Annotated in this window: 19 protein-coding genes and 1 tRNA gene; 12 read left to right on the forward strand and 8 right to left on the reverse strand. The window is 34.3% G+C overall.

Features of this window, described 5'->3' with window-relative positions; translation table 11 throughout:
- Positions 1-128 precede the first annotated feature (128 nt).
- Genes EA652_RS00465 through uvrC form a run of 4 tightly spaced genes read left to right on the forward strand, consistent with a single transcriptional unit; the run spans position 129 to position 5,693 of the window.
- Positions 129-887: a hypothetical protein gene (locus EA652_RS00465; protein WP_007548278.1), complete on the forward strand. Its 759-nt coding sequence runs from the start codon at positions 129-131 to the stop codon at positions 885-887.
- A 44-nt stretch (positions 888-931) separates the two neighbouring features.
- Complete coding sequence (locus EA652_RS00470) at positions 932-1,771, forward strand: glycine--tRNA ligase subunit alpha (protein WP_007548277.1); 840 nt, start codon at positions 932-934, stop codon at positions 1,769-1,771.
- A gap of 3 nt (positions 1,772-1,774) precedes the next feature.
- A complete protein-coding gene (gene glyS, locus EA652_RS00475) occupies positions 1,775-3,892 on the forward strand; it encodes a glycine--tRNA ligase subunit beta (protein WP_006280148.1) in 2,118 nt (705 codons plus the stop codon).
- Positions 3,876-5,693, forward strand: a complete 1,818-nt coding sequence (gene uvrC, locus EA652_RS00480; RefSeq protein WP_006280147.1) for an excinuclease ABC subunit UvrC — start codon at positions 3,876-3,878, stop codon at positions 5,691-5,693. The genes glyS and uvrC overlap by 17 nt, the downstream gene beginning before the upstream one ends.
- Before the next feature lie 101 nt (positions 5,694-5,794).
- Here the strand turns inward: uvrC and EA652_RS00485 are convergent.
- A tRNA-Arg gene (locus tag EA652_RS00485) sits at positions 5,795-5,871 on the reverse strand.
- 147 nt (positions 5,872-6,018) lie between these two features.
- Between EA652_RS00485 and EA652_RS00490 the strand changes: the two genes are divergently transcribed.
- From EA652_RS00490 to EA652_RS07340, 6 genes are all read left to right on the forward strand, one after another.
- Complete coding sequence (locus tag EA652_RS00490; RefSeq protein WP_006280146.1) at positions 6,019-6,792, forward strand: ABC transporter ATP-binding protein; 774 nt, start codon at positions 6,019-6,021, stop codon at positions 6,790-6,792.
- 128 nt (positions 6,793-6,920) lie between these two features.
- The gene (tatA, locus tag EA652_RS00495; protein WP_006013840.1) at positions 6,921-7,088 is read left to right on the forward strand and encodes a twin-arginine translocase TatA; all 168 of its coding nucleotides are present in this window, start codon (positions 6,921-6,923) and stop codon (positions 7,086-7,088) included.
- 166 nt (positions 7,089-7,254) lie between these two features.
- Positions 7,255-7,911 carry an exopolysaccharide biosynthesis protein gene (locus EA652_RS00500; protein WP_007548270.1) on the forward strand — a complete coding sequence of 219 codons (657 nt, stop codon included), beginning with the start codon at positions 7,255-7,257 and terminating at the stop codon, positions 7,909-7,911.
- Between the two features lie 90 nt (positions 7,912-8,001).
- Complete coding sequence (locus EA652_RS00505; protein WP_007549323.1) at positions 8,002-8,658, forward strand: exopolysaccharide biosynthesis protein; 657 nt, start codon at positions 8,002-8,004, stop codon at positions 8,656-8,658.
- Positions 8,651-10,024, forward strand: coding sequence for a cysteine--tRNA ligase (gene cysS / locus EA652_RS00510; protein WP_012673059.1), 1,374 nt, complete (start codon positions 8,651-8,653; stop codon positions 10,022-10,024). The genes EA652_RS00505 and cysS overlap by 8 nt, the downstream gene beginning before the upstream one ends.
- 6 nt (positions 10,025-10,030) lie before the next feature.
- Positions 10,031-10,450, forward strand: a complete 420-nt coding sequence (locus EA652_RS07340) for a YqaA family protein (RefSeq protein ID WP_012673060.1) — start codon at positions 10,031-10,033, stop codon at positions 10,448-10,450.
- Positions 10,451-10,534: 84 nt separating this feature from the next.
- Here the strand turns inward: EA652_RS07340 and EA652_RS00520 are convergent, their stop codons facing one another.
- The 3 genes from EA652_RS00520 to EA652_RS00530 all read right to left on the reverse strand — a co-directional run bounded on the left by EA652_RS00520 (position 10,535) and on the right by EA652_RS00530 (position 17,192).
- Complete coding sequence (locus EA652_RS00520; RefSeq protein WP_012673061.1) at positions 10,535-13,819, reverse strand: ankyrin repeat domain-containing protein; 3,285 nt, start codon at positions 13,817-13,819, stop codon at positions 10,535-10,537.
- A gap of 11 nt (positions 13,820-13,830) precedes the next feature.
- Complete coding sequence (gatB, locus tag EA652_RS00525; RefSeq protein WP_007548988.1) at positions 13,831-15,252, reverse strand: Asp-tRNA(Asn)/Glu-tRNA(Gln) amidotransferase subunit GatB; 1,422 nt, start codon at positions 15,250-15,252, stop codon at positions 13,831-13,833.
- Positions 15,253-15,809: 557 nt separating this feature from the next.
- Positions 15,810-17,192 carry an IS66-like element ISWen3 family transposase gene (locus EA652_RS00530; protein WP_007548562.1) on the reverse strand — a complete coding sequence of 461 codons (1,383 nt, stop codon included), beginning with the start codon at positions 17,190-17,192 and terminating at the stop codon, positions 15,810-15,812.
- A gap of 895 nt (positions 17,193-18,087) precedes the next feature.
- Between EA652_RS00530 and EA652_RS00535 the strand changes: the two genes are divergently transcribed.
- Together EA652_RS00535 and ruvX are read left to right on the forward strand one after the other, a co-directional pair.
- The gene (locus tag EA652_RS00535; protein ID WP_007548332.1) at positions 18,088-19,110 is read left to right on the forward strand and encodes an IS110-like element ISWen2 family transposase; all 1,023 of its coding nucleotides are present in this window, start codon (positions 18,088-18,090) and stop codon (positions 19,108-19,110) included.
- A 380-nt stretch (positions 19,111-19,490) separates the two neighbouring features.
- The gene (gene ruvX, locus EA652_RS00540; protein WP_007548834.1) at positions 19,491-19,958 is read left to right on the forward strand and encodes a Holliday junction resolvase RuvX; all 468 of its coding nucleotides are present in this window, start codon (positions 19,491-19,493) and stop codon (positions 19,956-19,958) included.
- A gap of 44 nt (positions 19,959-20,002) precedes the next feature.
- Here the strand turns inward: ruvX and ruvC are convergent, their stop codons facing one another.
- The 4 genes from ruvC to EA652_RS00560 are packed head-to-tail and all read right to left on the reverse strand — an operon-like array spanning position 20,003 to position 22,754.
- Entirely contained in the window at positions 20,003-20,491 is a 489-nt protein-coding gene (gene ruvC, locus EA652_RS00545) for a crossover junction endodeoxyribonuclease RuvC (protein WP_012673062.1), read from the reverse strand.
- Entirely contained in the window at positions 20,492-21,319 is an 828-nt protein-coding gene (locus EA652_RS00550) for a cytochrome c oxidase subunit 3 (RefSeq protein WP_006279354.1), read from the reverse strand.
- 47 nt (positions 21,320-21,366) lie between these two features.
- Entirely contained in the window at positions 21,367-22,026 is a 660-nt protein-coding gene (locus tag EA652_RS00555) for a TenA family protein (RefSeq protein WP_006280356.1), read from the reverse strand.
- Positions 22,027-22,070: 44 nt separating this feature from the next.
- Entirely contained in the window at positions 22,071-22,754 is a 684-nt protein-coding gene (locus EA652_RS00560) for a TenA family protein (protein WP_012673063.1), read from the reverse strand.
- Between the last annotated feature and the right edge of the window lie 80 nt (positions 22,755-22,834).

Consider the following 22,834-nt stretch of genomic DNA (forward strand, 5'->3'; position numbering starts at 1 on the left):
ATTTTTGGCGCACGTTCTTCTACTGTTGCTGCATATTACCTAAAATCTTCCAATACATGTTTTAAGTTATTGATAAGTCCGTTACAATACAGTATTATAAATAATATAAACCAAGTGTTACTTAGAACATGGGGATTTTTTTTAAATTTTTGGGAAAGATGCTAGGTAAGGTTTTTCCTGCCAAAACAGTAAGCTCTCTTTTAGGAATAGGATATTTACCAAGTTGGCAGAACTATTGGTCTTCTTTTTTAATATTATTTATTGTCGATGTTATATTAATTCTTACATATGGAGGCGAATACTTACTATATAAAATGCCAGGCTCAGGAATAGTTGTAGCTGCTGTTTTTACAAAATTGGCAATAGTTATGTTAGTAATGCAATTAATTGGAATATTTATTTTTCATGCTCAAGACCCTTCAGCAAACAGTGGTGAAGAAATAGTAATACAAATAGCGTCAGGGCAAGTACTGACTGTAGCACTTTCAATGCCAGCAATAATGTCAATTTATTATGCTGTAAGTAAACTCTATGGGAATATATGTAAGCAGATGTTTCAATGCCCATTTTGGTTTAATGATTTTATGCACTTTTTCTTTTTTCTTATGATACCTTACGTATTTTTTAATGTCGTAGAAGTGATAAAACCATGGCCAATAAGTTCAATACAGCTCAGCTATAATAATGCAATGTCAATTACATTTGAGGGGATTTTTCACACATTTTATGCGGTGATTTTACTGTATTTAACAGCATTTATATTCTGCGATTTAACTATGCATGATGCAATTGTCCTAAATAAAAGCATAATTCAGTATGTGAGGGAAAGTTCAGCAGTCTTAGGTGATTATTTACATGATACTGTTAAAAAAATAGGTATTGAATAGTACTTATTTATTTATATATTTAGTATAAAAAGTGTGCAATTTGTGTGAACTTACAAAGTATAATAAAAGAGTTACAAGATTTTTGGGCTAGTGAAGGATGTGTTATACTTCACTCATACACATCTGAAGTTGGTGCTGGCACATTACATCCTGCAACAATTATGTCTGCAATTGATACAAAACCGACAAAAATTGCATATCTACAACCAGTAATTAGGCCAGCAGATGGGCGCTATAGTGATAATCCTAATCGCTTGTATCAACATCACCAATATCAAGTTATAATAAAGCCATCTGGTAATAATTTACAAGACGTCTATTTAGATAGCTTAAAAGTTCTTGGCATATCTACAGAAAAATGTGATATTAAGTTTGTTGAAGATGATTGGGAAAACCCAAGTGTTGGTGCATCAGGACTTGGATGGGAAGTTACATGCAATGGAATGGAAGTAACACAGCTTACTTATATACAGCAAGTTGGAGGGATTGACTGCAAGATGATTCCTGGTGAGGTGGCATATGGGTTGGAACGTTTAGCAATGTGCATACAAGGTGTAGATAATGTTTACGATATAATTTGGAACGATAACGGTGTAACTTACGGAGATATTTTTAAACAAAGAGAATATGAATTTTCTTATCTAGCGTTAGATTATTATGATACTAAAGTGGTACAGCAGCAATTTGAAGATACGGAAAAATTATGTAAGTTCCTTATTGAAAAGGAGCTACCAATGGCAGCTTATGACCAATGTATTAAAACTAGTCACCTACTTAATCTGCTTGATGCAAGAGGTGTGCTTGGTGTGAATGAACGTACAGCTTATATTGGTAGAGTTAGAGAGCTGACAAAAAAATGTTGTGAATTGTACATGAGTAAATAGCGTATGTCGTTGCAGTTGTTATTTGAGTGCCTTTCAGAAGAAATACCACCGAGAATGCAGAATTCAGCTACAGTTCAAGTTAAGAGCTGTATTGCCAATGTTTTTAACAAAAATAATGTAAAATTTACATCAATGGAGGTTTTTATAACGGCACGTCGCATTACCCTATTTGTCGACAACATAAATGCTTTGGAGCTAAAGGATTCCAATAACGAAGTTAAGGGACCAAACATTAACGCACCAAAAAGTGCTATCGAAGGTTTTTTAAGAAAATATCAGAAAAATGAAGAAGATTTGCTCGTTCGAAAAGTAAATAATGAGGATTTTTACTTCATTAAAAGAGAAAGCTGCTCATTTAACATCAGAGAATTCCTCAAAAATCAACTGGAGGAAATGCTCAAAAACTTTTCTTGGTTGAAGAGCATGAGATGGGGCGAAGGAAAAGAAAGGTGGGTTAGGCCAATCAAAAACATTTTATGCATTTTAAATGACGAAATAATACCTGTGTCTTTTGCAGGGATCACAGCATCTAACACAACATATGGCCATCGATTTCTCTCAAGTGGTACAGCGTTAACTGTTAAAGCACCTAAAGACTATTTTGAATTGCTAGAAAAAAACAGTGTAATTCTCCAAATGGACAAAAGAAAGCAATTTATACTAGATCAGATTAATAAATTCACAAAAGAGCAGAATTTACAACTTGAGAAAAATGATTATTTACTAAATGAATTGACAGGGCTTATAGAGTGGCCAATCGTACTGTTTGGTGAAGTGAATCAAGAAAAGTCATTTGGATTACCGAAGGAAGTAATACTTAGTATAGTTAATACACAACAAAAATACCTTGCTTTAAGTAATGGAAAGAGAATTTCACACTTTGTCACTGTTGTCAACGTCAACAATGGTGAAGTTGTTAAAGGACACGAAAGAATATTAGAAGCACGTCTTGCTGATGCCCAATTTTTAATATCTCAAGATAAAAAGGAAAATCTAGATTATTATGTCAAAAAATTAGGTTCGATATTATTTCATGCTTCACTTGGCAGCGTGGGGGAAAAGGTGAAGCGTATTACGGCTCTGTCAAAGTATATAGCTATATTTATTCCACATGCTTCGCTGATAAAAGTTGAACGCGCTGCATATTTGGCAAAAGCTGATTTGGCAACATCGATAGTAAGAGAGTTTCCAGAATTACAAGGAGTAATGGGTGGATATTATGCTTCTTATTTTCAAGAAGATAGAGAAATAGTGGAAGCTATAACTGAGCATTATAAGCCAATCGGGCCAGAGCAAGAGTGTCCTAAATCTCCTTCTGCAATTGCTGTGTCAATTGCAGACAAAGTGGATAGCTTAGTTGGTTTAATTGCAGCAGGTGAGAAAATCTCTGGTTCGTATGATCAGTTTGGTTTGCGGAGAATGACAATTGGTATCATTAGGACAATACTTGAAAATAATTTGCATATTCCAATTAGGCTAATGATAGATAAGTCAGTATCTTTATATTCAAGGCTTCTATTTAATAAAAATACAACATCAGTTGATAAGCCAAATAGAAAACAAATTTCAGAACTAGTATTTAGATTCTGCTTAGAAAGATTCAAGGTTATTTTAAAAAATAGAGATATAAGGCAAGATATTGTAGATTCAATACTATATAAAATCGGTATTAATGATCTGCTGACAGCAGAAAAGCAAACTGTTATATTGGATCGTTATCTTAGTATGCCAGAAGGTGAACAGATTCTAAGCACTTACAAAAGAGTCAGTAACATGATGAGCAAAGTAAGAAAAAGTGATGGCACTACTTATAGTGCATCTTACGGTAAGAGGTTTTTGATTGAAAATGAAGAAATTGCGCTATCAAATTGTGCTATAACTGCTTGCAAAAACATAAAACAAGCAATAAAAAATAACCACTTTAATGCAGCGCTTGATGAACTTGCTGGTTTTGCTCCGTTTATCAATCAGTTTATGGACAGTGTAAAGATTAACTGTGATTCTGATAAGCTGAGAAGAAACAGATTATCTTTGCTTGAAAATGTAGTTTCCATCTTTCATTTAGTAGCAGATTTTAACCTCATACAGGTTAAGCAATGGATAAATGCTCAGGCAATATAAAGAACAAATTAAATCATCTCCACAGTCCTGTGGCGTGTATAAGATGGTTGGAGATAAGAATAAAGTTTTATATGTTGGAAAAGCAAAAAACTTAAAGTCAAGGTTATCTGACTACCTTCAATTCGAAAATCTTTCTGAACGAATTAGAGTTATGCTCTCACAAGTTATTAAGGTTGAAATATTCATCACTGAGAATGAAATCGAAGCACTGCTTCTTGAAGCACAGCTAATAAAATCATTGAAACCACTTTATAATATTGTGCTCAAGGATGGAAAATTTTATCCTTATATAACAATTTCCAAGCACGATTATCCAAGAATAGCAAAATATAGAGGCAAATTTAAGAAGAATGAGTTTCATTATTATGGTCCCTTTACATCTGCCGCTGCTGTTAAGCAAACTATATTATCATTGCAAAAAGCTTTTCTCCTAAGAGTATGTTCAGATCAATACTTTTCCTCAACAAAAAGACCATGTATTGAATATCAAATTAAGCGCTGCTCAGCACCATGCGTAGATAAAATCACAAAAGACGACTACTGCCAATCAGTAAAACAGGCACGAAATACATTGCTTGGAAGAAATAAGGAAGTGAAAGAACAGTTACTTTTCACAATGAGAAAGTGCAGCAGTGAAGAAAACTATGAGCTTGCTGCTATATATAGAGATCGGGTAAAGTTTCTTGAGCAAATTCAAATACAGCACACGGATTTTTCTTTTGAAAAAGATGCAGATTTCTTCAGTATTGTACGTGAAGAGGATCTAGCATGTATTAGTGTGTTATCGTTTAGAAATAAAGACAACTACGGCAGCACTCCTTACTTTGCCGAGAACTGTGGTGATCACTCAAATGATGAAATTTTATCCACCTTTTTGGTCAATTTTTATAATTCAGCTAACATACCTCCAATACAAATTTACGTTCCAGATTCTATTGTGGATAAGGAAATTATAGAACAAGCACTATATAAGGTTGCTCAAAAGCCAGTAAAAGTTCTGCATGCAAAGAATAAAAAAGAGCGTGATTTATTGAAATTTGTTTATGATAACTCTCAGCATAGCTTAGAGCAGAAGCTTATCGATTATAGAAATAACCTAGAAAAGCTTGAAGAGCTTAGCAAAATCTTCTTGTTACCAAACATTCCAAAGCGTATTGAGGTTTATGACAATAGCCATATATTTGGAAACCAACAAATTGGTGTAATGGTTGTTGCAGGGCAGGAGGGTTTTTTAAAAAGTGAGTACAGAAAATTTACTATAAAGGAAAAATTTTCAGGCGATGACTATAAAATGATGAGGGAAGTGCTAACCAGACGTTTCTCCGGCAATATAAAAGGCATAATACCTGATTTTTTACTGATTGATGGTGGACCAGGACATGTTTCCATAGTACAGAATGTACTGGAAGTATTGAATATAAACGTTCCTTTTGCTTGTATGGCAAAAGGTCCTGATCGTAACGCAGGAAATGAAAGATTTTATATGCTGGGCAGGGAAGAATTCAGTCTGGCAAATGATAGCAAAGTCATGCTTTACTTACAATCGCTGCGTAATGAAGCCCACCGTTTTGCGATAACTTCACATAGAAAAAAACGCGATAAACAGTTTATAGTTTCACAATTAAGCAAAATACCCGGCATTGGCAACAAAAGAAAAAAAGCGTTGATGTCTTATTTTGGTTCAGTGAAAAATATAAGTAAAGCTTCTCTGGCTGAAATTCAAAACATACCTGGAATTAGTAAAGGTTTAGCAGAAGTTATTCTTAAACACGTAAATTATAAGAGAGGAGTACTGGAATGACACAAAACCCGTTTTATTATTAGGGAATTTATATCTTAAAACCGCAAAAAAAGGTGTGCGTATTTGTGAAAAAAAATCTCCATAAAATTTGTGAAGCAATGTGGTGGGACTAGTGCGATTCGAACGCACGACCTTCGGATTAGGAGTCCAACGCTCTATCCTGCTGAGCTATAGTCCCGTGTTTCCTACCATTCATGTAAAGTTATAGCAAAAAATCCTTTCTTTTCTAGATTTCTTGCATAACCAATTTATGACGACAAAAAACATTTCTGTACTTCTTGAGTATAATGCTATTATATTTAATAACATGGTTTAAGTAAGATTAATGCTAGTTAACAATATTGGTTATTTCTATAACAATCAAAACGACTTTGCTTTAAGCAATATAAACATTAAAGTAAAGAAAGGAAATGTTGCATGTTTATTGGGGCATTCTGGCTGTGGCAAGTCAACAATTTTGAAATTAATTGCGGGGATAGAAAATCCAAAATCTGGAACTATTTTTATAAATGATAGGTTAGTTGCAAGTAATAAGGCATCAGTCGCTATAGAACATAGAAATATCGGATTGATTTTTCAGCATTCTGCATTATTTCCTCATAAAACAGTAGTAGAAAATATAACCTTTGCTATCCGCAGCTCTTCCAAGAGAGAAAAGCACCTAATTGCATTGGAAATCTTGAAGTTACTCAATATAGAAAAATATGAAAATATGTACCCTAACGCCTTATCTGGAGGACAGCAACAATTAGTTGCAATAGCAAGAGTGATGGCACAAAACCCTGATGTTGTGTTGTTAGATGAACCATTTTCTAATTTAGATATACTGCTCAAGTGCCGAATAAGACAACATATATTGTCCCTTTTTAGAAGTAAAAATATCCCTGTGCTAATGGTAACTCATGACCCGCAAGAAGCATTGAAAGTTGCAGATTTTATCTACGTAATGAAAAATGGTAAAATTATTCAATCAGGAGTTTCTAGCGATATATACCATAAGCCTAAAGATGATACGCTAGCAAAGTTTTTTAGTGAGCTCTCTTCTACTCTACAGTTAAGCGAAAAGTTTCCACTTATTCGCTGCAAGAAAATAATCTAGTTTGGGATTGTTATAAAATAATTAAAAAACCTTGATTTATAATTAAATAAAGGTGATATAATCTATGTGTTACTTGACTTCAGTCAAGTTTTAATATTTAAAGGTCAATATTTTAAATGGAGGTGAAAATGAGTTTAGGACCATGGCAATTGTTTCTAGTCTTAATAATAATTTTAGTTCTGTTTGGTGCAGGCAGATTACCGCAAGTTATGGGTGATTTAGGAAAAGGCATCAAAAACCTTAAACAGGAGCTTAAGGACTCAGAAAAATTATCGTCTAATGAACCAGATCGTTAGCGTCCTCATACTTCGTGACATGCACCTTAGTGCATGTCATCTGTTTAAAAACTTAGTCAGGTTAAAGAATGAAAGAGATGAAGTGTTGGTATGAAATAAATAACAAATATTGAAATACAGCAACAACTATGTTAGCTTAAGAGGAATATTTTATTAAAGGATAATTGTGCAAAAAAGTGAGAAACTAACTAAAGATAAAAAACTAGCTTCTGATATTCTAAAAGAGGTTGCAGATACCAATAACAATGATAGCAATAAAGTAACTTTGTTTGACATTAAAACAGCTTTGCATGAGCGCGGTTTTGGTATTTTAATAATCATCTTCTCCTTGCCGCTATCGGTGCCTATACCGGTTCCACCTGGTTATACAACTATTCTTTCTATACCTTTAATCTTATTCTCACTGCAGCTTCTATTTGGATTTGATTCTCCTTGGATGCCCAGTTGGCTAGAAAGAAGATCTTTTCAGCGTTCAACACTAGCTCTTGTGGTAGAGAAAACTTCCCCTGTATTAGAAAAAATAGAAAAATTCATGAAGCCAAGACTGTCTTTCATTTTCTATGGGCCTGGTGAGAAGATTCTGGCTTTTATGATGTTGCTTTGTGCAATAATAATAGCTCTTCCATTACCTTTTACTCACTTCCTTCCTGCAATTGGCACAACTCTTATTTCACTTGGCATTATGAGTAAAGACGGGTTTCTATCCATATTGGGAGTTTTAGTGTCATTGTGTGCGTTGTTGCTTACTCTTATTGTAATACTCAAAGGACCACAACTTATAACCGGAGCACTTTCTCTTCTTAAAAGCTTTACAACACTTTAACAAAAGAACGAAGTACTAGCGCGAAATGAATAATGCATATTGAAATAAAACAATAATTGTGTTAAGAATTATTTTTATCAAGGGTTTTTCGTGTCAAAAAATGATAAGTTGACTAAAAGTGATAAATTAGCTTCTGATATTCTAAAAGAAGTTGCAGATACCAATAACAATGATAGCGATAAAGTAACTTTGTTTGACATTAAAACAGCTTTGCATGAGCGTGGTTTTGGTATTTTAATAATCATCTTCTCCTTGCCGCTATCGGTGCCTATACCGGTTCCACCTGGTTATACAACTATTCTTTCTATACCTTTAATCTTATTCTCACTGCAGCTTCTATTTGGATTTGATTCTCCTTGGATGCCCAGTTGGCTAGAAAGAAAATCTTTTCAGCGTTCAACACTAGCTCTTGTGGTGGAAAAAACTTCTCCAGCATTAAAAAAAATAGAAAAGTTCATGAGACCAAGAATGTCTTTTATTTTCTATGGGCCCGGTGAAAAAATTTTAGCTTTTATAATGCTGCTTTGTGCGTTATCAATAGCTCTTCCACTACCTCTTACTAACTTCATTCCTGCAATTGGTACGACTCTTATTTCGCTTGGTATCATGAGTAAAGATGGGTTTCTATCCATATTGGGAGTTCTAATATCATTGTGTGGGTTATTGCTTACTCTTGTTGTAGTAGTCAAAGGGCCACAACTTATAATTGGGGCATTTTCTTTTCTCAAAAGCTTTGTATATGGTTAGGCTTTACAACACCTTAACAAAAAAAAAGGAACTTTTTATACCAATCGATAAAGATCATGTGAAAATGTATGTTTGCGGACCAACAGTATATGACACAGCACATATAGGCAATGCACGATCTGTTGTTGTGTATGATGTGTTATTTCAGCTACTTAAGTTTTGTTATGGCAAAGTTACCTATGTGCGTAACATAACCGACATTGATGATAAGATAATTAATGCAGCAAGTGAGAAAAATAGCAACATAGAAAGTATAACCACATATTACATTAAAGCTTTTCATGATGATATGGAAAGCATAAATTGTAAAAAACCAACATACGAACCAAAAGCAACGGAAAACGTAGATTATATTATAAAATTAATTGAACATTTACTGCAATCAGGCCACGCTTACGAATCTGACAAACACGTGTATTTTAATATAGAATCTTACCATGAATATGGTGCTTTATCAGGAAAAAAAACTGATGAATTGGTTCCAGGTAGCAGAGTTGAAGTTAATGAAAATAAAAAGCACCCTGGAGATTTTGTGCTGTGGAAGCCTGCAAATGATATTGACTACAAACTTTCAAGTTATTGGAATAGCCCATGGGGAGAGGGCAGGCCTGGATGGCATATAGAATGCTCAGCAATGTCATATGCTTACCTTGGCAAAGATTTTGATATTCATGGTGGCGGCATAGATTTACAATTTCCTCACCATGAAAATGAAATTGCACAGAGTAAGTCTGCATTTGCTGGATCAATGTTTGCAAAATACTGGATGCATAACGGTTTTCTTACAGTAAATGAAGAGAAAATGAGCAAGTCCTTATTTAATATAGTCAAAGTAAGGGATTTGCTAGATAGTGGAATAAAGGGTGAAGTAATACGCTATGCACTGCTCAAAACTCACTACAGAAAACCACTTGATTGGACAGAAAACGTTATTTCTGATGCACAGGAAACCTTAAATAAATTTTATCGATTATCACGTGGTTTAGATACAATAAATATTGATGAAAGTAATGCAGAGATTTCTAAAGATTTTATAGACGCTTTAAAAAACGACTTAAACATTCCTGAAGCTCTAGCTATATTACATGAAATGGCTGCAAAAATCAACAAAATGAGTAATGAAAGTGAAAAGCTTAAATTAACTGAGAGTTTTGTTAAGAGTGCCAGATTTATTGGTCTTCTTGAGTCAAGCTATCAAGAGTGGTTTACTGCTGGTGTGAGTCATCAAGAAATAGAAAGATTGATAGATTTAAGAAGAGCAGCAAAACAAAATAAAGATTATAATACTGCAGACAAAATAAGGGACCAGTTGAAACAAATAGGGGTTACAATTTCTGATAATGAAGATGGTACAACAACCTGGTAAACTCATATGGAAAACTACTTCCTGTTATTCACAGATAGTCTAGTATCATCATTAGTCTTACCCATACATCAAGGTTTTGTGTTCAATACCATGCTTTATTTCAGGTCGTATTACACTCCACTACTTATGTTATTTTTTGGAGTACTAGGATCAAGCCTTGGTGGAATAGTTAACTGGTACTTAGGTAGAATAACAATCTCTATACGAAAATCATACCGCAAACTAGAGAACGAGCATAAAACACCAAAAATCGTAAGAAATCTACTGATTTGTGCAGTTGCATCACTTTCATGGGTGCCAGCACTTGGAAGTGTGATTCAAATTTTATCAGGTTATTTCAAGTTAAACCTTTATATCCTTGCCCCTTTAATCATTCTATCTAATTTCTTCTATTTGTTATATCTAATACTTACTTTTGGCGTATAACAGCTATAGTACTACAGCCATTAAAGCCCACTTCTGTCATCCTATGCCCTGATAGAAGCGGAGCTATAAATTAAATGCAAAATTTCAATAGTCACGGGATGCACCATGAGCTAAAAGCAACTCCACAAGTTCTTGGCAGTTATCAACTGCACAGTCCAGTGCTGTATTCCCCAAATTATTTCTAGCGTTAACGTCTGCATTGTGTTTTAGTAGCGTCTTCGTTATATCAACCTTTCTCCTAATAACAGCTAAGTGTAGTGCAGTGTTGCCATCTTTATCCTTAGCATTAATACCAGCACCTTCTTGAATAAGGCATTCTGCAATATTGTAGCTTCCAGATAAAGCAGAGTAGTGTAACAGAGTTTTACTATTTCTATCTCTAGCATTAACATTAGCACCTTTATTGATTAGAGACTCCACTATTCTTAAGTCTCCACTGAAAGTAGCCCTATAGACAGCACGGTGTAATGCTGTTTCGCCATATTCATTCTCAGCATTAACATTAGCACCTTTTTCAATTAGGCACTTCACTACATTTAACTTTCCATTCTCAGCAGCAAAAAATAATGGGGTTCTGTAGTGTTCGTCCCTAGCATCAACATAAGCATCCTCATTAATTAGGTATTCCACTATACCTAATTCCCCAACGTCAGCAGCTAAATGTAATGGAGTCATACCATAATTGTCTTTAGCGTCAATATTAGCATAACTTTTGATTAGATATTCCACCATATCCAGATCTCCATTTATAGCAGCAATGTGTAATGGAGTCCTGCCATCTTCGCCTTTAGCATTAATGTTATTATTTGTAATAACCAGGTATTTTACTATATCCAATTCTCCAGCGTAAACAGCTGAATGCAATGGAATATTATCATATTTATCTTTAGTATTAGTGCTAGCACCTTTATTGACTAGACATTTCATTACACCCAAATTTCCACTCTGAGCAGCAATATGCAACAAAGTTTGACCGTGATTGTCCTTAACATTAACAGTTTTTACAAATTCACCAGGGTAATGTTTTTCTATATGTGTTACTATTGCACTAATTGCTTTACAATCACCACTTTCAGCAAGCAAGTGCAAAGGGGTGCTTTTCCTTATAAACAGTGTTCCTCCATATACATAAGATGAGTTAAAGTAAAAGTTATCAATCAACTTACCGTATATACTTGTGTATCCCCATACAGATGCAATATGACTCATACCACCTTGTGTTAAACCACCAATGTTTACCAATTCCAAAGCTTTCCTTAGAACTTCTTCTTCTCGGCCCTCCTTTTGTAATTTTAATCTAGTTATTCTCTGCACTACTCTGTGAATACTTGCCACTTTCTCTTTCAAGTCAATCATTGAATATCGATCAAGTAGCTCAACAGCACCCCGCAGTTTGTCTTCATCATTTGCTATTAATTTTAAAAAGATTTCTTCTATACGAATCTTGTCAGGAGCAAGATAAGCCATTATCTCCAGAATATTCAACGTTTCACAGCCGTATTCTTTTTGTATATGTGTCATCGTAATGGTACAAGTTATTGAAACTGCTTCAGCATAACAATCTTCATCTTTACAAACTCCTTCTTTAAGTGATTTTCCTGTGTACCGTTGACACTCCTTTAAGTAATCACTTATCTCAAATCTTCCATAACCTCTCAACTTTGATTCTTTATTTTTGTTGCGAATGTACACTACCACTTGCTTTAAAGCCAAGGGCAAATACTGCAGCTTTTCCATTAGCTCTTTTATTTCCTTATCCTGTAAAGGGTCATCTATATTTAAGGACTTCTTAATAAATCCCAAAGCCTCCGTTTTATTGAATATATCTAACTTTATTACTTCTATATCTCCTCTTGCTTCCCACTTATTATCACGAGAAGTAATTAAAACATAAGGTTTTTTATAGTCAGGATATAAAGACAGTGGTAAAAATTTACTGATGTCTTTATATTCTCTTGCATTATCGAAAATAAAAAGACTTTTTACATCTTTAAAATATCTATATACACTCTTAATAATAGATCTGATTCCCTTTTCTTGTTCAGTATCTTCATCTGTAATAAAAATTTTCGAACCTTCAGGTAACCTTCTATTTAACTCCTTAGCTAATCCTTTAAACGATTCTTCAAGATCCTTTTGTGTTCCTGCATTTACCCATACAAGATTACCATCATAATGCTCTTTATATTCACAAGCATATTTTCTGGCTAACTCACTCTCCCCTACTCCTTCAGAACCGCCAATAACAACAATCCGCGATATTGCCATTGGTTTGTCAGTGCTTTTATGCAGCCTATCATATATTTCTTGCAATTCATTTTTTCTTCCAACAAACATTTCAACCGGATGTTTTATATTAAACTGAATAGGTTTCCCTACCCGCTTGTTATCCTGTGTCGTTACAGCCACATATATTTTATGTAGTGTTTTACTATCCTTATGTTGTTGTTCTATTACTTTATCAATTCTTTCATTCTTTTCTTTTACTCCTTGTTCTATCTTACCTAAAGTACTAGCCCACAGCTCAACTTCTCGAAAAAGTTCTTCTCCTTCTTTGTACGAAAGAGGACGCGCTTTTATATCTTTTACCCAGTCTGATATTTTTTTTAGAAGATCATTACAAAAGATTTGATTGTTACCAATATAGTCAAACTTTTTGTTCAACCTACTACTCAACTTACCTAGCAATAATTCTCTTAGCTGAGCTTCATGGGGTAAATTAACCACAAACACCGATTCATTTAAAAAGTCTTCTATCTCTTTATTGCTAACTTCCTTGCCTATCTCACGCTTTATAAAATCCATATTTTGCTTCAAGTATTGAGCAGCACTACCATCTGAATCACTAATTCTATATCTTGCACTATCACCTATATCCAGAAACTCATCTTTTGTGTCTATCCTTACAAATGAAAGTTTTTTTCCTTTATTTTCTCCACTTAACATTGCTCTTAGGTTTCTTACTTTATGTTGTATTGAATATGGTGAATCAAAATCCATATTCGTAGCGACAAAAAAATGCTTTATTCCATCACTAAACTTTTCACTATTTTTGATTTTTAAATAGGCAGGAAAAAGTTTTAAAATACTAAACTTACCACTTTTTGTTAATAAGCTACTTACACTGATTTTTTCAGTTCCATCTTGGTTGTGCTTAACTTGTGTAAACTCATGTACTATACCTTTATTTTGCTCATGCCGGACAACAATATCATCAAAACCTTGAGCTGACTCTAACTCTGTGTCTATGGAGAAAGAACATTCTTTACCCATCTTAGACATTAGAGATATTACGATCAATAACTCTTGAAAGGTAATACCATGGTAAATGCGTTTGACCCCCCAAGTAGAATCATCTTCTAGATACATTACCCCTGTTTTTATCCTAATCTCTCACTCAAAATTGAATTCACGACATCAGGGCTGGCTTTTCCCTTGGTGAGTTTCATGACTTCGCCGACAAAGAATCCGTATAATCTTGTTTTACCGCTTTTGTATTCTTGAACTTTATCTTGGTTGCTATTGATGATTTTATCTATTACCTCTGAAATTTGACATTTGTCAGTTATTTGCTTGAGATCCTGCTCTTCTATAATAAGGGATGCAGGCTTTCCAGTTTCAAACATAATATCAAAAACTTGTTTACCAAGTTTAGCAGAGATTGTTCCATCAACGATAAAATCTAAGAGTTCTGACAAAGCATTTGCTTTGATTGGGGAGCTCACAATATCAATATTTGCTTTATTTAAACGACCGAAAAGCTCTACAGTTAACCAGGTGACCGCGAGCTTTGAATCATGTTTTTTTATCAATTCCTCAAAGTAATCAGCAATCGCCTTATCGGAAGTAATGACGTTTGCATCGTATTCATTGATACCTAATTCCTCAATGTATCGGAGCTTTTTTTGATCTGGCAACTCGGGCAAAGATGATTGGATTAAATCAATTTTCTCCTGGCTTACCTCAACAGGTAATAAATCAGGCTCAGGGAAGTATCTATAATCGCTTGCATCCTCTTTGCTTCTCATCACTTTTGTTTTTCCCGAAGCAACGTCAAACAATAAGGTATCTTGACTTATTTCTTCTCCACTTTCTAAAATTTCAATTTGTCTTTGTATTTCATAGTCTATAGCTTGCACAATATGACGTATCGAGTTCAGATTTTTTATCTCACAACGAGTGCCAAATGTATTACTGCCTTTTAGGCGGACAGAAACATTTGCATCACAACGAAGTGATCCCTTTTCCATATCACCATCACACGAACCAGTGTAACGCAAAATCTGCCTCAATTTTTTCATGCATTCTGCAGCTTCCGCAGATGAACGGAGATCTGGTTCTGAAACAATTTCGATTAAAGCAACCCCTGCACGATTTAAATCTACATAAGTTTTGCTTTCCTCATGAACGCTCTTTCCTGCATCTTGCTCTAAATGAATTCTCGCAATTCTTATTTCTTTTTCATTGTCGTTGATAAATACTCTACCGTTTTTAACTATTGGCTCAAAAAACTGAGTTATCTGGTAACCTTGCGGTAAATCAGGATAAAAATAATTTTTCCGATCAAAGTAAGAATACTTATTAATTTCTGCAGAAAGTGCAAGACCAGTGCGTATTGCTTGCTCTATGCAGTAATAATTTAGTATTGGCAGCGTACCTGGCATTGCCGCATCAACTAGAGAAACTTGAGTGTTATGCTCAGCACCAAATTCCGTTGATGAGCTAGAAAATAGCTTCGTATTAGAAGAAACTTGAGCGTGTACCTCAAGCCCAATTACCGCTTCCCAATCCTCTTTCGTCATGTATTTTATTTAAATGATAATCTTAATATTCTGCAAAATTAGCACAAAAAGTCAAAACAAAACTCATGTTAGCTAAGTGGTATGCAGATTGTTTTACCCATAGAAACGGGTTAAATGCAAAAGATTACTTGACAAGCTTCGCCAGCCCTCTTATCATAAAATTGAAGCTATTTATTTATCTTCTCTGTACAGATTAAATGACAAAAAAACTCACGTATCTGGCGTCTCATGTTTAATTTTTTGCACTATGTGCACCTTATGTCTTTATAAAACTTCTACCTACATAAGCTGAAACGCGCTTATAAAGCGTTTAAAACATAAAAAAACGCCAACTTAAAAAATGGATAGTGAATAACTAGCTACCCTAGGGTTTCTTTTGCCTTTTTTTCTGTTTAGTAAATTTCTTAACGTTTATAATTTAGATTAGTTGCGGTTTAAAAGCAATTGAATCGCGGTTATTAAGTGTTTAGAATAAAAAAACGCCATACTTGAAAGTATAATGTAAGTAATTAGCCAACCACGAGGCTTCTTTTGCCGTATCCGTTCAGGAGAGTGGTTTAAGAAACAATAGATAGGAGATTTTGGAAAGGATTGAGACCCCTTTGTTTCCAAGTTAAGTATAATGAAATTATCCGCTCAAGGAATGTATTTCCCCGCTTTGATTGTGTAAAATATGAGTTTTTGCGATAAACGACATAATGCCGAATTTGCCGTTCAGCGTGGTTATTTGTCAGCGGAATATTTTCTGGGTCATCTAAAAATTTCCACATCATTCTTTCAGATCTCAGAACATTTTTTGCAACTCGAGAGGCTCCAATTGCTTCAGGTAAACGAGATATCTCCTTCAAGTAATACTTTGTACGTTTTCTTAATTTTCTGGCACGTCTGACAAACCTCAAAACATCTATCTCACTTTTTAGTAAAGCTTTTTTTAGTGCAAATAATTCAGTGGCCACGTTTCTCAAGTAACAACCCAGAACTTTAACTTCAATATTCCAACTATGTGCTAATCTTTCAAAATCTCTTGATAAATGTGCCCAACAGATTTGCCTGTTTTTATCGGCAAAATAATTGTATGCTGCATACCTGTCAGTTATTACCAAGCTATTGCGATTGCAGAATTTACTATTTTGTAAAACTTTCATTCCTCTTGACTCTGTAAATTTTACAAAACTTGCCGTATTGCTTGCAAACATCCAACACCAAGCGAGTTTACCTTTGTTATAATGGCTCGTTTCATCAATATGTAGAACTTTACTCCTACTTATCTCTTGTTCGATCTGCTCATACATTTTTTTGCATTTTGAAGCAACTCTATGTTCACTATTTGATATGCTACCGACGCTTATGTTCAAATTGAAGATATCATTTACGACACTCGCTATTTCGCGTTTTGAATTTTTGTAGAATCCGCTGAACGCTGCAATTATTGACTTAACCCTTGGACCAAATGTATCTGGCGTAACACCTTCCGGTAACTTGCTACTTCTTCTCTTTCCGCATCTCCGACAACGGCCATGTTCTAACTGATATTCCACTACATAAGGCTTGATTTCTGGAAGATCAACTTTCTGATGAATATATGGTTTTTCACATATTGCAATTTCTCCTCCGCATTCGCAAGTATTAGGCAACTCTATCTTTACTACTTTATCTGCATCCATGTTGGCGCGAAAACTTCCTTTATGACCAACCTGACCGCCAATATTCCTTTCGCTTTTCGGCTTATTCTTTTTTATTTTATACAACTCTTTGGAACTTGGTATTGATGAATTTTTTGAGCTTAAACCGAGTCTTTCTCTTAACTCAGCATTTTCTATCTTTAAAGCCTTATTTTCTGCTTTTAAACTTTCATTCTCTTTTTCCAATCTTTCTATTTTTGCTTCTAACCTTTCTATTTTTTGCTGTAAATTTTTGCAAAGTTCTAAAAGGTTTACCATATTATTTCACTTTTGCTCTATGATTATCTTTTTAGATCACCTTGTCTACCTTATTCTGCCACTCCGCTGAACGGATACCTTTTGCCTTTTTTTTCGTTTGGTAAATTTCTTAATGTTTGTAGCTAAACGATAACCGTCATCCCGCTACTTGTTAGCGGCCGAGATACCGCGAATGAATCGCGGTATGACGTAGGATTGCTGTCATTCCAGTGCCAAGCACTGGGATCCAGCCTTTATTATTTGGTTGAAATTAAGTCTTCTGGATCCCAGTGTCAGCTACTTGGATGACACCATTCTTTTTCCTGGATTCCAGTGTCTGGGCACTGGAATGACATCCTCCCTTGTGGAGATTGCTCTCAAATCACAATGTTCGTACAGCTATGCAAACACAAGGTGTCATTCCAGCGCGTGACGCTGGAATCCAGTTGAGCTATTTCAACAAAAATACTGCATTTTGAGATGAACGTCTATTCTCACCAGACTTATTTACAAGTATAACAATTAAAGTTTGGATTCCAGTGTCAAGCACTGGAATGACATCATAGGGGCACTGCCCTTTTGGATAGAAACCAGTGTCAGCTACTTAGATGATACCTTGTATCTTGAAAAAAGCATCTAGTGTTTTTAAGCTTAAGCATTAGGTGGAGAAGGGAAGAACTCTGGAAGATTCCTTGTATCTTGAAAAAAGCATCTAGTGTTTTTAAGCTTAAGCATTAGGTGGAGAAGGGAAGAACTCTGGAAGATTCCTTAGATATAAAATCTGTAGAAAAGAAAAGAGTTCCCTTCTCAAAAGTAGAGGCTGGACGGTATCGTAGAAAGGCCTAAATGGTTCTAATTCTGTATTCACAAGGTAAGCCTTACTTTTCATTTTTAATAGTAGTATATGGAGTTATATATGATCAACAACTTTTTAGGTATAGATGTTTCAAAAGAACGCTTTGATGTTTCTCTCTCATTCATAAGTAAAAAAGGAAAGCGTGAAACTAGGAAAAGGAAATTTAAAAATGATGATACTGGGTTTCAAGGTCTACTGAACTTTCTACAAAAACATAACGTAGAAGAAGTAAAAGCTTGCATGGAATCCACTGGTTGTTATAGCGAAGCTTTGGCTGAGTTCCTCCACAACGCTGGATATTTCGTTAGTGTTGTAAACCCAGCTTGCATAAGATTTTATGCAAAAAGTAAGCTTACACGACAAAAGAATGACCAGACTGATGCAGAGATTATTGCAGATTATTGTCAAAGACAGGAACCTTCTCGTTGGACACCACCTTCTCCTGAAAAGAAAAAATTAAAACATCTTTATCGTTGCTCAAATGCGTTAAAGGATGAGTTAACATTAGCAAATAATCATTTAGAAAAGAAAGAGAGACTGCCTAAAGAAGTTGCAAATGCTTGGGAAGACCTTGCAATGAACATAGAGCAAAAAATAGAAACAATAAAAAACTCCATACGCGAACTATTAAAACAACACAAAGAATTGTTGGAAGATTTTCAACTCCTATTAACTATTCCAGGAATAGGAGAGGAAACAGCAATAGCTATTTTAGCTGAAATTCCTGGTATAAAAGCCTTTATAAATGCTAGGCAATTGGCAGCATATGCTGGAACTATACCACAAAATATAACATCAGGCTCATCCGTACATGCCAAGCCCAGATTAAGTAAAACCGGTTCACGAACATTACGTAAAGCAATGTACTTTCCTGCTATAGCAGCTAAAAAGCATAATCCTATCATTATGGCTTCTTGCGAAAGATTAAAAGAGAAAGGCAAGCATGCTATGGCCATAGTTGGTGCTGCAATGCGTAAGTTACTTCATATAGTTTTTGGTGTTTTAAGTTCAAAAAAGGCCTTTGATCCAGATCATATCAAGAACTATAGGGCTAAAAGGTTAACTGAAGGTTTAGTACTTTAAAATCAAAAAATGCTTCTAATTCATCTTATGTAAAATGGCATCTTACACAAATTTATTGAATGTTGTTGGTTAGTGGATATGTTGATAAGTAAATTTCTGCTGTTTTATATGTAACTAATTTACTTATCAACATATCCACTAACTATAATCTGTATACTGCTACACAGTTGGAAGTATTTTTTGATTTTATTATGCAATTTGGAGAATTTTTATGACTTTTTTGTTGACTAACAAGACGGTATCTTTTTTCTACTTAGTTTGGGTTATGCAAGAAGTCTATTGCATTCCTGAGCAATTTGATTCATTATTCTTTTTGTAAAAAATTTTCTTAACTTTCTCTCCACTTTTTTGGTAAGGTCACTTTAAAGGAAGTCTAATAGATGCTACATAGAAATCCAGATGAGTTTCTAAAGTCTATTCCAAAAGATAAGCGCATAATGTGCCTTGACATGGGAGAAAAGCAAATAGGCATAGCATTTAGCGATAAAACACAGCTCATAGCCACAGCTCATAGCATATATCACAGAAAAAATATGAGCAAAGATTTAGGTTATCTGCATAGAATATTCAAAGAAAATGAAGCTGGATCAATGGTAATAGGAATACCATTAAACATAGACGAGCAAGAAACTAAATGGTGTAAAACCATAATCCAATTTGCAAATAAAATAATAAAAAAATATAAAGTAAATACATACTTACAAGACGAGAGCTTATCAACATCTATCGCAACTCATACACTAAAAATTACTGGAATATCAATCACAAAATCGAAAAAAATAGATGATAAAATCTCCGCATGTATTATTTTGCAACGAACGTTAGACAAGATAAATACAATCAAATAGTTTTTCCAGATCTGGAAATCTTCAAACTGAATCCCATATAAAAGTTACTCAACAAAACAAGAACCTTTCGTATAAGCATGACAAATTGCTACAGCAAGAGCATCAGCAGCATGGTGACATTTTATATTCAAATTTTTAACTATCTGCTTCACCATAAATATAATCTGATCCTTATCAGCATGGCCATTTCCGGTAATGCTTTTTTTTACATAGTTTGCATCATATTCATTCATAGTTAGCTTTGTTATTTTTAACGCTAAAATTACAACCCCTCTTGCATATCCTAAAGTTAGTGAAGATTTAGGATTTTTATTAACAAAAATTTTCTCCACCGCAGCTTCATTCGGAGAGTATAGGGAAATTACTTTCTTTAATTGTTCAAAAATTATATGTAGGCGTTCACCTGTACCCAATTTACCATCAGTTGATATGGTACCGCCGCCCAAAAATTCAATATTATTTTTTTCGTTCAGGCTGATAATGGCCCACCCAGTCTTGCTTATTCCTGGATCTAGACCTATTATTTTAACCACTTAATAAACGCTTAACCAATAGACAAACAAAAATAAAAATATCCAGACTACATCTACAAAGTGCCAATACCAGGAGGCAAACTCAAAGCACAAATGGTCCTGAAGTGTAAATTGGCCTTTCCGTGCTCTAAATAAACACACTGATAAAAATATTATTCCTATTATAACGTGTGCGCAGTGAAAACCGGTAATCATATAAAAATTGGATGTATAAATAAGCTTTTCTCCTGTTTCTTGTAGAGAAAAACTCGCTTCATGATACTCTATTGCTTGCACTATTATAAAAAACACTCCAAGCAATATAGTTATGGACAGCATTTTAATCATGCTCTTTTTATCATTTTTAAGTAAAGAGTGATTTGCCCAAGTAATTGTTGTACCAGAAAGCAATAATATTAATGTATTCATGAATGGTAGTGACCACGGATCAGGTGGCAAAATTCCCTCAGGGGGCCATTCAACTTTTTTTGCAGGAGAAAACGCCTCAAATAAAAAAACTGGATCAAGCCAGGCTTTAAAGAATGAACAAAAGAACACTATAAAAAATACGACCTCCGAGAGAATAAACAAGTACATTGCAAATTTGAGTCCATGTTTTACAATGGCAGTGTGACATTTGTCATAAATGGCCTCCCTTATTACATCTCTCCACCAATAAAACAGCACCCCTGATACTGCGGAGATTCCCAAAACTAAACAAAACATTCCGACAATTTGTTTATGAAGCGCGCCAACTAATCCAAGTGCAAGAATAAGAATTGCTGCTGATACAGCAATTGGCCAAGGGCTTGGATCCACTAAATGAAAATCATGTTCTTTACTTTTCATAGCATTTTAAAAAATACTTATTAAGGATACAAATTAGCTTAAAATTGTCAATGTTCCTTAGGAAATTGATTGAATCTTGAAAAATTATATGCACCGTTCAAAAAATCTAACACAAATTGTGCAGTTATTCTAAACAACTCAAGCATTCTGCTCTTTTCGTTTTCTCTTGCTCTGCTGCAATATCCATCAACAATATTTTCCAAAATAATGCATCCAGACTTTACTGAATCACTGTAACAAAAATTAAACCAATCCCTATATCTATTATTTTTCTTGAATCTATTTTTCATGCTATCAACGACAGTCTCGTATATAAACATGCAAGAATACAAAACCGTCATAGCCTCATAGGTATTACTATACGAGATGGATAAAAGAAAATTAGTGAAATTAAAACACTCAAGAGATTTCTTTCCACGATTTATACCGTATATAGCAAAGCAATAGTCATGTAGCACTTTACTAGCAGTCACTGCTCTTTGGGCTACTTCAGCAAGCAAGATAATACTACTATAATCTTCCATTCTGGATGCAGCAATTAAGGTGGCACGAATATAATCACCTAAGAGCAATGCCTCTTGTTGAGTATAGAATTTGAAGTTCTCTATATTTAGGGTGTTATTCACTAACTCAACATTAAAAGGATGCTCAATTATATCCTTTAAAAGATTTGACCCGTAACAGCTCCTAATTATGCCACTGAACACTGTAGTTACCGATAAAAGATCAAGTTAACGTAAATAATCCGCTGCTAATATTCTTTGCTAGATATATTAGAGTAATATGCCTCATCCCAAAACATTATTTCTAATTCCAGCCCTTTCTTAAAAAACTCATACATCCTCTTTTTTTCACAGTCACTAGCTTTTTTATATAGCTTATTTGTAATATCAGTAATCTCATCAATTACAGCATTTACTGTTTCGCTACTATAAATGTTGATCCACTCTTTGTATTTGTTATTTTTAACCCCTTTAGTTGTTATCTCATTTACCATATGGCGTATAACGATTTGGTATATGTTAAAGCAAGAATAAGATGCTACTAAAGCTTCATTAACAGAATTGTGATATGCGGCACTCATGAAAAAGTCAGTAAAGGCAGAACAAGCTCTTGACTTTTTGTGATCATCAGATAGATCACAATCTTCAAAATATTTTTTATACTGTTCTCGAACATAAAATGCTCCTTGTGCCAAATTGATTAAACTACTCATCATTTCAATATCATCAACTCTAGCTGGAACAATTAAAAAAGCACGAGCGCAATCTATACAATACAGAAAATCCTGCTGAAGGTAGAATTTGAATTTTTCATAATCTAATGTATTATTTATCAATTCAACATTAAAAGGGTGTTCTTTTATTTTATCAATAAGATCAGAAAACTCTTTTACAATTACGTTGTACAGTTCTCCTTCTATTTCGTTATACACTTTATAAGCCTCACAATAAAAATTGAATATAAAAATTATTACTAATGTGGTATAATTATTATGAAAAAGCGTGCTATGCT

This window comes from Wolbachia endosymbiont of Drosophila ananassae, assembly GCF_008033215.1.
In the GTDB taxonomy this organism is placed as follows: domain Bacteria; phylum Pseudomonadota; class Alphaproteobacteria; order Rickettsiales; family Anaplasmataceae; genus Wolbachia; species Wolbachia pipientis.